This window comes from Thermodesulfobium acidiphilum (assembly GCF_003057965.1).
GTDB classification, from domain to species: Bacteria; Thermodesulfobiota; Thermodesulfobiia; order Thermodesulfobiales; family Thermodesulfobiaceae; genus Thermodesulfobium; species Thermodesulfobium acidiphilum.
The window spans coordinates 117,716-130,453 of record NZ_CP020921.1 but is presented as its reverse complement, the minus strand read 5'-3'; the positions used below and the strand labels follow the sequence as shown (position 1 = coordinate 130,453).

Genomic DNA, 12,738 nt, shown 5'->3' with positions numbered 1-12,738 from the left:
TTTTGCTTTTAAAAAGCTTTATCTATACTCAAAATTCTGTTTTATTGTATAATAAAAATAACTTATATAATAAGGGGGTAAATATTTATGAACAGCGTAGTAATACACATTGATACTGACGATAGCGTTAAGCTTTCCAAGGCATTCTTCAGCGCAAAAAATTTGTTGGAAACTTATAAGGATGATGGAGTACAGATTGTATTTATTGCAAACGGCGATGGAGTCAAGCTATTTACAAAGGATAGAGAAAATTCTCTAAAAGATGAAATGATTAACCTACACAAAAAAGGAGTAAAGTTTATGGTTTCACAAAACGCACTGAGAGAAACACACACTCCTTTAGATAACGTACTTGAATTCGTAAAAATAGTCCCATCAGGCATTGTAGAAATGGTAAATCTATCTAAAGCAGGGTATCAATATATAAAGGCATAAGAAATAACTTTATCAATCGAACTAGAATGAGATTTTCCAGTTAAATTTTGTTATACTATTAATTAAAATTATTTAAGGAGGTTTATTATGTGTTCGAATAATGAGTCCTATATGACAGTAATGAAGATTGAAGGCAAACACCTGATAAATAGGGTGCAACTTCTTAGAGAAGAGATAGCTCGCTGGCAGATGATGGGAAGTATGCTTGGTTTTGATGGTATGGAAAAGGGCCTGGATGAAGCAGTTGAGCATCTAAAATTAGTAACAGCAGCGCTGGAAAGGGCACAGGAAAGTTTATATCAGGAAGGCACCTTTACCGTAGAAAATGTTCATACTCATGAACACGTTCATAGCGATGGAAGCGTTCACACTCATCCACATACCCACCCACATGAACACGTTCACGAATAGGGCAATGTATAAAAAAATTCTTGCTGCAATTGACGGTTCAGTACATACCCAAAAGGTCCTTGACACCACAATTGCTCTTGCAAAAGCCTTTGATAGCTCAGTTGAAATCTGCCATGCTATATGTATGCCGCCTATGCTTCCAGATCTGATGGGAGCAGAAGTAGCTTTTATGCCGCAAATGATAGAAGATCTTGAAAAAAATGGTAAAAAAATAATCGAAGACGCCAGAAAATATCTAGAGAATAATGGAATAAAAGACATTTCTATATTTATGGACATAGCAAATGCTGCAAACATGATCCTTGAAAGAATAAAAAGTGAAAACTTTGATCTCGTAGTCCTGGGCAGCAGAGGGTTAAATGAATTTGAAGGATTTTTAATGGGGAGCGTATCGGATAAGATCAGCCATCATGCAAAATGCTCAGTATTTATCGTTAGATAAACTGCTGGGCACTTTTTTATTAATATTATCGATATCGATCGCGTATATTCATTTTGATACAAACAAAAATATAAAAGCTTTGATATTTTGTGATCAAAAGAGGGTTTGGTATTCGAGTATAGGCCAGATGCAATCCAGATGGATTGAAAACTTGTTAGGCGTTAGAAATATCAAAGCAGAAAGATTTAGTATAAATTCACCTTATGTAGCAAAAGATCCTGAAATGCTCTTTTACGAGGGTACAAGGGCGATGCAGTTTGTACCAGAACCAATTGTCTGGAGAGCAAAGTCGGGCAAAGAAATTACATGGTGGATCGGTTCAAATGAAGAAGTTCTACTTAAGGGCTACGGAAAAAACAAAGTAGGATTTCGATATTCAAAGAATAAATCTGATTTCGACAAAGTTTTATATAGAGGTTTCGTTTTTAAGACGCAGCCTTTTTTCGTAACATCCATAAATCCAGAGGAATCTGAAGTTATGATTGCAGCAGAAAACAATTTGGGTTCTGTAGCACCTATACTTTTAAGATCAAAGAATCTATTCTTTATGACTTCTCATCCTTTTTTAGGGCCTGATAGAAAAAGATATATGGCGCTTTGTGACGCTCTAGCGAGATTTCTGGGAGTTTCAGAAGAGCCAAGACCCTTAGGGCTCATCAGATTAGAAGATATTCATCCAATGTATGATATTAAAAAGTTAGAAGCAGTAATAGAACTTCTTGAAAAAAGGGAGATTCATTTTTCTATTGGCGTAATACCAATATTTGTAAACCCAGCAAAAAAAATTAACATAAAACTAACTGACGATCCAAAACTCATAGAAATTTTAAAGAACGCTCAATCTCATGGTGCCCAGATATTTATTCATGGTCTCACACACCAATTTTCTGGAGTAACTGCTGTAGGATACGAATTTTTCAATCCTAGAACCCAAAAACCATTTCCAGAGAGAATTACGCTTGAACAGCTCGAAAATAGAATTAGAGAAGCTAAAAGTATAATAGAGAAAGCAGGACTTAAAATTGACGGATGGGAAACCCCTCATTATATGGCACCTCCTATTCTCTATAAAGCGCTCAAAGACGAGGGTATAAAAACGATTTACGAAAGAGTTCTTCTGGTAGATGAAATTCAATTCAACAATCCATTAATAGTTCACCAAATGTTAATATATCCCTCTACTTATATGGGGCTTTACTGGATACCAGAAGACTTTGGGTATGATGGATATAACTTCACCCAAAAAACAGTTTATAATGAACTTAAGAAACATAGAGCCTTTTCAAGAGGGGTGGTTTCATTTTTCTTCCATTCATATTTAGGCAAAAAACAATTAGAGGCTTTATTGGACAGCGCTGAAAAGGATAGAGTTTTGTTTGTTAATACAAATAAACTTTTAAAAATATATAAAATTATAAAGTAATCAGTACAGTAAAAGGAGAAAGAAATTGAGTGAAAGAGAAGTTGAAATACTAAAGTTAAGGGTTCAAGAACTAGAAGAACTAGTAATAAGACTTATAAAAAAACTAGGGCTTGAAAAGGATCTATTTGAAAATTATCAAATCTCAAAAGATCACGGTAAGGTCCTAGAAGTTTTAGGATTTTCAGGATACACCATAGAAAAGGAAAGGGCCTTAGTTAGTAATTTTATAGTAGAAAATGAACTCCTTGAAATGCTTCAAACTGTTGGCAGAAAGATATGGAAAATCTTTGGTAACAGCGTTAAGGGAATTGAAATATTAAATAATAAAGAAAACTTAACAATAGCAATAAGTCTTTTAAATAAAGAAAAAGAAAAAGAAAGCAAATTAGAATCCATATGGCAAGATATTTCAAAAGAAAAGTCTAACTTAGTAAAATTTGTTTATTTGATTTATTAAAACACTTTTTTTAGTATATTTGTTATAATAATACTAATTATTACTTAGGAGGTGTATTTAATGGCTACAGAAGTTTTGCAAATTTATAAGTGTGAAACTTGCGGCAATATAGTTATGGTTCTTCACTCTGGAGTGGGCCAGCTCGTTTGCTGTGGAAATCCAATGAAGCTTATGGAAGAGAATACCGTCGATGCTGCGGTTGAAAAGCACGTTCCTGTTATAGAAAGAAAAGGAAAAGAAGTTTTGGTAAAAGTAGGTTCTACTCCTCACCCAATGACCAGTAGCCACTGGATCGAGTGGATAGAGCTTCACGTTGACGACTCATATGTTCTGATAAAAAGACTTAGCTTCAACGATAAACCAGAAGCCACCTTCTCATTACCAACAGAACCAAAAAGCCTTATGGCAAGAGAGTATTGCAACCTTCACGGCCTTTGGAAAAGCGAAGGATAATACTGCTTGTTTTTTATAAAAAAGCCGCGAGTTAATCGCGGCTTTTTTAATATCCTCCAAGATAGGCTGCTCTTACGTGTTCAGAATTTAAAAGTTCTTCAGAAGTTCCAGAAATAGTAATGTTTCCCGTCTCGATAACATATCCTCTATTTGCTATTTTTAGTGCTTTTACTGCATTTTGTTCAACTATTAAAAGGCTTGTTCCTGATTCGTTAATTTCCTTTATAATCTTAAAAATTTCGTCAACCAGAACCGGCGCAAGACCAAGAGATGGTTCATCTAAAAATAGATATTTTGGCCTCGACATCATCCCTCTTGCAATTGCAAGCATCTGTTGTTCTCCCCCCGACAGTGTCCCAGCTTTTTGATTTAACCTCTCCTTTAATCTGGGAAACAGCGCTAAAACTTTTTCTATATCATCCTGAATACCCTTTTTATCTTTTCTAAGAAAGGCACCCATTAAGAGATTCTCATGAACGCTCATTCTAGTAAAAATCCTCCTGCCCTCAGGAACAAGACACAACCCCATACTAACTATCCTGTCAGTTGATAGTCCTGTCAGAAGAACATTATCCAAATATACCTCGCCGCTTGAAACCTTTTCAACTGCCATAATAGCTTTTAAAACAGAAGTCTTTCCTGCCCCATTAGCTCCTATCAAGGCTACTATCTCCCCTTTATTTACTTCCAAGGATACCCCCTTCAAAGCCAGTATTCCACCATATCTTAAAACTATATTGTTTACTTTAAGCAATTTCTGCTTCCTCTTTCCCTAAATATGCTTCTATTACCTTTGGGTTATTTCTAATTTCTACAGGGCTTCCCTCAGCAATCTTTTGCCCAAAATCTAATACAATAATCTTTTCTGAGAGTCTCATAACAAGAGACATATCATGTTCTATTAGAATTATGGTTACCCCCATTTCTCTAATCTTTTTAATTAACCTTATAAGTTCTTCAGTCTCTGACGGATTCATTCCTGCAGCAGGCTCATCAAGTAAAAGTATCTTCGGTTCAGATGCTAAAGCTCTTGCTATCTCAAGCTTTCTTTGAAGTCCATATGGCAAGTTTACTGAGATCTCCGATTCTCTATTTAACAAACCCACAAAATCTAATAGGTTTCTTGCAAGTCTTACGCTTTCCTTCTCTTCTCTTATAAAAGCAGGCAGGGTCAAAAGTATTTCCCACACTTTAGACTTCAATTTTGAATGTCTGCCAACAAGTACATTTTCAAGAACTGTCATATTTTTAAAAAGCCTGATGTTTTGAAAAGTTCTTGATATGCCAAGATATGCAATCTTGTGAGCAGGAATTCCTACAATATTTCTTACCACCCCATCCTTTTTATAGAGGATCTTCCCCTTCTCTGGTGTATACACACCTGTAACACAGTTAAAGAGCGTTGTCTTACCGGCACCATTAGGCCCTATAACAGAAACTATCTCCCCCTCATTAACTTCCATAGAAACGTCATTTACAGCTATAAGCCCTCCAAATTGTTTGGTAACATTAGAAATCTCTAGTAACAAAAGAATTTTCCTCCTCTGCAACCTTTAAAATTCTCCTTGGCTTTATCCACCCCATAAAGCCCTTTGGCATTACGATCATCATAAATACCATAAGAGCGCCAAATATAAGCATCCTGTAATCAGAGAGGCTCCTCAGGGCCTCAGGCAAAAAGACAAGAATAAGAGCGCCTATTACTGGACCCTCTATAGTGCCCATACCTCCGATTACCACCATAGCAAGAACCATAACTGATTCCATAAAGCTAAAGCTCTCAGGAGATACAAAAGTAGCATAGCTTGCGAAAAAGACTCCTATAGAGCCGCCCAGCATTGCCCCTATTATAAAAGAGATTAATTTAAAATTTTTAAGGTTTACACCCATAGAAACAGCTGCAATTTCATCCTCTCTTATAGCTTCGAGAGCTCTCCCTATCCTTGATGCCTGAAACCTATAGGTTAAGAATATTGAAATAGCAACAAAAGAAAGTGCAAGAAAATAATACTGAAACGGGTCTTCAAATTTGAAACCAAAGAGAGTTGGCCTGGGGATACCCGCTATTCCTATTGGGCCATTTGTCAGGAAAGTAAGGTTATTTGCAAGAATTCTAATTATTTCACCGTATCCCATAGTAACAATTGCAAAGTAGTCGCCTCTGAGCCTGAAAGCAGCAGAACCAACTAAGAGCCCAAAAAGAGCTGTTGTTAAACAGGCAATCGGCAATATTTCCCAAAAGCTTAAGCCAAGCTTAATTGATAAAATTGCATAGGTATAAGCTCCTACAGCATAAAAGGCTATAAATCCTAAATCTAAAAGCCCTGCCAAACCGCATACGATGTTTAGCCCCAAAGACAGGACCACATAGATAAAAGCAAGATTCATAATGTGAACATAATATTGAGACGAAGCAAGAAATGGATAAACAATAGCAATCACAAAAAGTATACCCCACTTAAGGCGCATATCCAGGTTGTTCCAAAATCTTGCGACGTTTTTAATCCTTCTTCTAAATCTGATGTTCATCATACTTTATCTGGTACCTGCTGGCCTAAGAGACCAGAAGGTCTAAGTAGCAAGATGAATAAAAGCATAAGAAAAGCAAACATATCTTTATATTCAGAAGAAATATAACCAGCACCAAAGCTCTCTATAATACCAAGACAAAAGCCACCAAGCATAGCGCCAGGTATGTTACCTATCCCACCAAGCACAGCGGCCGTAAAAGCCTTCAAGCCAGCAAGATATCCCATATCAAATTTTGCAACTCCGTAGTACATTCCATACATCACTCCAGCAGCAGCAGCTAAGGATGAACCTATCATAAAGGTAATTGTAATAATTCTATTGACCCTTATACCCATCAAGCTTGCTGTAACATAGTCCTGTGCTACAGCTCTCATAGATCTACCTAGCTTTGTCTTGTTTACAAGAACGGTTAAGCCTGCCATTATTAGAATACACGTAATAAAAATAAATATCTGTATCAGGCTTATCCTCGCGTGAAACAGATTCCACCCAACATCTGGAAATATTGCAGGATACACCCTATTTGTAGAACCAAACGTAAGCATAGCAAAATTTTGCAAAAAAATTGATGCACCAAGGGCACTGATCAAGGGTATGAGCCTGTTTGTCACACTCCTTAGTGGACGATATGCAATAAACTCCAGAAGAGCTCCCAGGAAAGCTGTGGCGATCATAGAAAATATAAACATCAGAAAGATAGCAAGTGGAATAGGTATAACCTTTGAAAGACCTGTCATCTCCAATATCCACCAGAAAAGTAGACCAAAAAAAGACCCCATCATAAAGATCTCTCCGTGTGCAAAGTTGATAAGTTCAAGTATCCCATAAACCATAGTATAGCCCAATGCAATCAGGGCATACACAGAACCCAAAGTTACTCCATTTACAAGCTGTTGTAAAAAAATTGTAAAATCACTCCCCTCATATTAGTTGAAACTTACCCAATTGCCGTTTTTTACCACATAGACGTTAATAAGATTGTTAGTAGTGTTACCCTCCTTATCAAAAGAAGTACTACCTAATATACCATCAAATTTCAGATTATGCATCGCGTTTGCAAGGGTAGCCCTATCCGGATTGCCTGCTAATTTGATAGCGTCTATTATAGAAAGAGTTGCGTCATATGCAAAGACCGAGTAGTCAGTTGGATCCTTCTTAAATTCATTTCTATATCTCTGAACAAAGTCAGGTCCTTTTAAAATCTTGTTTAGAGAAAATCCAACTGATGTAGCCATTGTACCCTCTGAAGCTATGCCTGCAACTTTTATAAATTCAGTATCCTTTATGCCGTTAGCACCAAAAAATGATGATTTTATTCCCATTTCCTTTGCCTCTTTTATGATTTGGGCACACTCTGGATACATTCCTGCAAAATAAACTACCTGGGGGTTAAGAGCCTTTATCTTTTCGAGAGGAGCCTTGAAATCCTTATCGCCCTGAGAGATTTTCTCTTCTATAAGAACTGTCCCCCCAAGTTTCAAAAACTCGCTTTTAAAAGAATCTGTTAGCTCTTTTGCATAAGCACTATTGTCTTCAATTATTGCAACTCGCTTGAATTTTAAATTGCTAACTATAAAATTAGCCGCATAGGGACCCTCCAGGACATCGCTAGCACAGATCCTAAAGACACTATAATAACCCTTGCTGGTAAGCTCTGTGCTGGTAGTAGAGGGTGTTACCATTACTACGTTGTTCTTTGCATAGATCTTAGCTGACGGTATAGTATCTCCTGCATTTACCCCTCCAACAACGCCAAGGATAGAGGAATCAGCACAGATTTTTTGAGCAATTATGGCAGATTCTACTGGATCGTCCTTATCGTCCATCTGGACAAGCTCAAACTTTCTGCCAAATGCTCCCCCATTGGCATTGGCATCCTCTATGGCAAGGAGTGCACCGTTTCTCTCCTCTTCTCCAATCTGAGAAAACTCCCCCGAGAGAGGAACTATAACAGCAATTTTTAATGAAGAAGCTACAGGGCCTATCCGCGAGCACCCAGAGATAAATAAACTAAATATAGCTATGAATAATAATGACAAAAATAGCGTTAACCTGCGACTATTCAATAAATAGCCCCTCACTTTTAAATAAGTTTACTTATGTTATCACAAAAGAAACAATTTAGTGAAGAGGCAAAAACTATAAGAAAATTATAAGATAAAAATACTTTTACTTATCAATAATCAATAAAAAACCCCCGATTTCTCGGGGGTTAAAAAAAGCTTTTTTAGAACTTTACGTCCATCTGGATGTAGTATCTTTGATCCTTGTCAATCTGATCTGGGTTAAAGGTATAGTAATAGCCGTTAATAGAATCAGTTGCATATGGCTTCTTGCCCTTCCAGTAGTCATAGTTAAGGGTAAGAGATGCGTTCTTTGCGACCGGGAGCGTGTAGTATACGTTGTAGTAGTCCTTATACTCTGTAGTAACCATTGTGTTAAGTATGAATGGGTTAAACCACTTGTTGTCGCCAAACCAGAAGTCTCCTGTAAGTGCGCCAACTGGAAGAGGAATGGTAGCTCCAACTCTCCATGCGCCGCCATTAACAGAGTGTAAACTTGTAAGGCTTGGACCTGTGGCGGTTTGTGCTGGCATATCTGTAGATGTGCCATTGTAACCTGCCCACATATTTATGTTATACATAGTCCAGTTACCTATGACTGCCCACCAATCATACTTGCCATAAATGCCGTTTGCGCCTGAAGTATAGCCAGAAGTATTATTACTAAGGCCGCCAAAATATGTTAGCTTATCTGCATAACCGTAGTCTGCCTCTAAGCCAAAGGTATTAAAGAGCTTTGTCTTCAAATTTAGAATGTATACATCCTTGTCTTTGAAGCCATTTGCCTCTTGCGAAGAGGTAACCAAGCCTGCGTCAAAGAGCTTTGCCCATGCTGCTGAAACTGATGTTGATGGAAGCATATTGCTAAGGTCAAATACTACAAGGCCGCCTTCAACTGATGCATCAAGGAAGAAAACGTTATAATATCTGCCTGTATCCAGGGTAGGAAGTCTGCCGAGGACAAACGTTACAGGATATGGGTTAAGAGTCCATGTGATATATGCCCTTTCTACAAATAGAGTATTCTGGTTGTTGTTGTAACCCGTGTTTGCTGCTGTAATAGGATTTGAGTTATCTCCATTGCCGTTGACTCCTGCATTTTTCTGCATAGTAAGTCTGCCATTAAAAGATATATTGTCTGCAACCGGTGCTGCAACGTTTAGTCTGATTCTGTAACGCATAAAGGTATCATCTTTCTTGTCAGGAATAGGAGTCCCTGCAACCGAAAAAACCTGTCCACCAATTCCACCTGGAATGTTATTTGTTATCGCAGGTGCAACTATAGTTCCTGGTAAAAGCGCTGAAAACGTTCTCTTATCGCTTGCGAGTCTAAATCTTGCGTCTCCTGTGAAGTTCACAGTGTCAAGAGCTGCCTTTTTCTCGAGCGCTGCAACTCTGACGTTTAAAGATGCGAGTTCTGACTTAAACTCTTCTGCTAACTTCATAAGCGTTGCGATGTCGTTAGCGTTAAGCTCTATCTTTTGATCCTGTGCGTTTTGACCCTTTTCATACATATCAAGCATTCTTGCAACTACCATTGCCATCTCATAACGGGTGGCAAGTCTGTCGCCTCTAAATGTTCCATCGCCATAACCAATGACCAATCCCTTTGCTGCTAAATCTTGCACTGCCTTGTATGCCCAAGAATTAGCTGGTACATCTGAGAATGGTCCTGCCATAGCGGGAACTGCAAGGGCAACGAGAAGAGATGCTACTACAAAAAACATAGCGAATTTTTTCATCTTTCAAAATCCCCCTTTAGGAAAGTTTAGTTTTTTTGTTTCATATATTAGCCTCTTTACAGAATCATTTCTTGCTTTCGGGGGATTTCACCTCCTTCTTTCGCAGATTGAAATCATCTGTAAAAGGCTCTTTGAAGGCTTTTAAAAAAGCCTTTCAAAGCTTTGGGAGAAGCGAAACGCTATTTAGTTGTCAAAGTTGAAAAACTATAATTAGCTTATAGTAATTTACTCTAGATTAGAAAATTCTGTCAAGTAGATAAAATCATTTTAACCTTACATTAACATTATTTTAATCATTAAATTAAAGCTCCAATAAGATTTATAGTGGCATCAACTATTTCATCAGGAGTAATCAAGTTCATACACTTTCCACCTTTATCGCACCCTTGATAAAGACACTCTCTGCAAATCTCTTTGTGCATCAATACCTTATACCTTTTGCCCCAGGGTCTATATCTTCTCTCGTCAGAAGGCCCAAAGAGCGCAACTGTAGGAATATTTAGCAAAGATGCTATGTGCATAGGTCCTGAATCATTAGTAACAAGAGCTGAGAGATTTTTTATAATATAGAACAAGTCCATCAGGCTCGTCTTTCCGCAAAGATTAAGCGATTCCACCTCTTTCGAGATCTCATCACAAAGGCCTACTTCATCGCTTGACCCGAGCAAAACCAGATTTAAGCCTTTATTTCTCAACATCTTTGAAGCCTCCACAAAACCATCAATTCTGTATGCCTTAGGCTGCCACGTAGCGCCCGGCACGATGCCAACCGAACCCAATATCCTGTCAAGAACATCACCAAACTTGATAATAGTCTTATTGTTAATTATAATCTTATCAGAGTAATCGAATTTAAAGTTTTCGGCATCTTTGTGAAAGATATTTCTTAGATGTTCTTCGGTTGCATGAATTCCAGGGATTTTTGGCTTAAAGGTTGTGAATATTTTTTGTTTGGAACGCACAAATATTGGCAGAATGGAGTGTCTGAGGTCTATGACAAGATCGTATTTTTTTTTTGAAATATCCTTTATTAAAGGGATCTTACCCTTTATGCCTCTGTTTTCAGATGTATACAAAAAGACTTCGTCTACGTTTGGCAGGGTTAAAAATATTTCCTTTGACCTTTCGCCTACTAGGATATCAAATTGAGCTTTTGGAAAGAGATTTTCAAGCTCAAAAAAGACAGGTAGAGTCATTATGGTATCCCCAAGAGAAGACAGTGTTATAAAGAGAATTCTTTCGAAATCCTCTCTTTCTAGAAGGGATTTACTAAAGATACTTATAATATCACCTCTTATAAACAAGATATATTTTAGTGATTTTAGCATAGCTTCATCAAGAAGTGCATGTTATGTACCTCTGGACAACAGGCCGCCAAACTTTATCTATCCGAAAAGATTGGCAGATATTTTAGGAATAAAGTTACTTATTCCCCCAGAAGATATGCTTTCCGAAAGAAGAAAAAAGGCTTCTAGTCAGAAAATACTGGCATTTTTAGTAGAAAATTGGGCAGATTGTGCTATAATTAGCGCTGACTCAATGATATTCGGAGGCCTAGTCCCTTCAAGAGAGACCCAGATGACACAGGATGATGCCATATGGTACACAAAAAGGCTCCTTAGCCTAAAGAGTTCAAACATATTTGACAAAGTATATCTATTTAAATCTCTCATGAGGCTGATGCCTACCGTTTTAGATGAAAAAGAACTCTTCTATGCTACAAAGATAGAAGAAATAATGAAGTTTTCAGATGAAGATATTAAAAATCCTGTAAATTTCTATGAAAGAGAACTTCTTTTGACTTACGTTCCCCCAGACATATTGAAAGATTATATAACTTCAAGAAAGATTAATTATTTTGTAGATAGGATGTTAATAAAAAATTCTGAGAAAGTGGATCTTCTGGTACTTGCCCAGGATGACTCGGCTGATAGGGGTATAGCATACGAAGAGAAAAAGAGGCTGAGTATGATCGCTACAAAAAATACCAAGATAGTACAGGGTTCTGATGAGATAGGTATGATTCTTGTAACAAGGTTTGGAAAGAATAAAGACATAAGCTTGAAAACCATTTTTATCCCAGAAGATATAGAAGAAGAGGTGATGCCACTTGAAACGGTAGCTCTTGGGAAAAACCTTTTATCGCAGATAAACCTTTTAAACCTTAAACTAAAGATCAACGAGCCAGACTTTTATATGGTAGTCTTTGGCAAAGATGAAGATAAAAGAACAGCTTTTGAGAAGGTAAAATATCTTGTTAACAACAAAAAAAATGTGGCTTTTGCAGACGTGTCAAACATGAACATGACGGATAAAAACATGTTTAAACTTTTGCTCACAAGTGGTCTAATATTTAGGCTTATAGCTTACGCAGGCTGGAATACAGCGGCAAATACTACTGGATGCGCTCTTTCTCAAGCAGTTAGTTACCTTTCTGGCAGAAACTTTAAAGAAAATTTTAGATTTCTGATAGAGAGAATAATTTATGACTATTACTATCAAAACGTAATAAGGCCACAGATAAACAACATATTAATCCAAAACAACCAATCCAACTTCAAGATGACAGAGGAAAGTATTGAAATAGCAAAGAACATATTCTTCCAGTACTTCCCCGGAATTTCAGAAGAGATTAGGATATTCAGCCCAATAAAATTTGACATTACGGATGTAAGATTTTCTCTTCCATGGGCAAGAACCTTTGAGGCAAATATAGAAATAGATATAAAGCTAATTTAATATGCACTTTTTTTTATGAAATGATAAAAGATTTCACTAAG

General features: G+C 37.1%; 14 protein-coding genes. 7 read left to right on the top strand and 7 right to left on the bottom strand.

The window, feature by feature from the left end:
• Positions 1-87: 87 nt before the first annotated feature.
• From TDSAC_RS00645 to TDSAC_RS00625, 6 genes are all read left to right on the top strand, one after another.
• A complete protein-coding gene (locus tag TDSAC_RS00645) occupies positions 88-435 on the top strand; it encodes a DsrE family protein (protein ID WP_108307905.1) in 348 nt (115 codons plus the stop codon).
• An 87-nt stretch (positions 436-522) separates the two neighbouring features.
• Positions 523-846 (top strand): hypothetical protein, encoded by a 324-nt coding sequence (locus tag TDSAC_RS08970; RefSeq protein ID WP_150130259.1) that lies wholly within the window; start codon positions 523-525, stop codon positions 844-846.
• Between the two features lie 4 nt (positions 847-850).
• Positions 851-1,288, top strand: a complete 438-nt coding sequence (locus TDSAC_RS00640; protein WP_199919824.1) for a universal stress protein — start codon at positions 851-853, stop codon at positions 1,286-1,288.
• A 127-nt stretch (positions 1,289-1,415) separates the two neighbouring features.
• Positions 1,416-2,711 (top strand): polysaccharide deacetylase family protein, encoded by a 1,296-nt coding sequence (locus tag TDSAC_RS00635; RefSeq protein WP_199919823.1) that lies wholly within the window; start codon positions 1,416-1,418, stop codon positions 2,709-2,711.
• Between the two features lie 25 nt (positions 2,712-2,736).
• Positions 2,737-3,168: a hypothetical protein gene (locus TDSAC_RS00630; RefSeq protein WP_108307897.1), complete on the top strand. Its 432-nt coding sequence runs from the start codon at positions 2,737-2,739 to the stop codon at positions 3,166-3,168.
• A gap of 60 nt (positions 3,169-3,228) precedes the next feature.
• A complete protein-coding gene (locus tag TDSAC_RS00625; protein WP_108307895.1) occupies positions 3,229-3,621 on the top strand; it encodes a desulfoferrodoxin in 393 nt (130 codons plus the stop codon).
• 46 nt (positions 3,622-3,667) lie between these two features.
• On the opposite strand, the gene TDSAC_RS00620 is transcribed toward TDSAC_RS00625, so the two are convergent.
• The 7 genes from TDSAC_RS00620 to TDSAC_RS00590 form a co-directional block, all read right to left on the bottom strand.
• On the bottom strand, positions 3,668-4,375 hold the full coding sequence (locus tag TDSAC_RS00620) for an ABC transporter ATP-binding protein (RefSeq protein WP_108307892.1): 708 nt from the start codon (positions 4,373-4,375) through the stop codon (positions 3,668-3,670).
• Entirely contained in the window at positions 4,368-5,150 is a 783-nt protein-coding gene (locus TDSAC_RS00615) for an ABC transporter ATP-binding protein (protein ID WP_108307890.1), read from the bottom strand. The genes TDSAC_RS00620 and TDSAC_RS00615 overlap by 8 nt, the downstream gene beginning before the upstream one ends.
• Positions 5,131-6,153, bottom strand: coding sequence for an ABC transporter permease subunit (locus TDSAC_RS00610; RefSeq protein ID WP_108307888.1), 1,023 nt, complete (start codon positions 6,151-6,153; stop codon positions 5,131-5,133). Before TDSAC_RS00610 ends, TDSAC_RS00615 begins: the two co-directional genes overlap by 20 nt.
• Complete coding sequence (locus tag TDSAC_RS00605; protein ID WP_108307886.1) at positions 6,150-7,058, bottom strand: branched-chain amino acid ABC transporter permease; 909 nt, start codon at positions 7,056-7,058, stop codon at positions 6,150-6,152. Before TDSAC_RS00605 ends, TDSAC_RS00610 begins: the two co-directional genes overlap by 4 nt.
• Before the next feature lie 21 nt (positions 7,059-7,079).
• Positions 7,080-8,219 carry a branched-chain amino acid ABC transporter substrate-binding protein gene (locus TDSAC_RS00600; protein WP_199919822.1) on the bottom strand — a complete coding sequence of 380 codons (1,140 nt, stop codon included), beginning with the start codon at positions 8,217-8,219 and terminating at the stop codon, positions 7,080-7,082.
• 161 nt (positions 8,220-8,380) lie between these two features.
• Positions 8,381-9,958, bottom strand: a complete 1,578-nt coding sequence (locus tag TDSAC_RS00595) for a DUF3373 family protein (RefSeq protein WP_108307881.1) — start codon at positions 9,956-9,958, stop codon at positions 8,381-8,383.
• Between the two features lie 296 nt (positions 9,959-10,254).
• Positions 10,255-11,154 carry a glycosyltransferase family 9 protein gene (locus TDSAC_RS00590; protein WP_199919821.1) on the bottom strand — a complete coding sequence of 300 codons (900 nt, stop codon included), beginning with the start codon at positions 11,152-11,154 and terminating at the stop codon, positions 10,255-10,257.
• A 1-nt stretch (position 11,155) separates the two neighbouring features.
• On the opposite strand from TDSAC_RS00590, the gene TDSAC_RS00585 reads away from it, so the two are divergent.
• Complete coding sequence (locus tag TDSAC_RS00585) at positions 11,156-12,697, top strand: DUF4127 family protein (protein ID WP_108307875.1); 1,542 nt, start codon at positions 11,156-11,158, stop codon at positions 12,695-12,697.
• Positions 12,698-12,738: the final 41 nt, after the last annotated feature.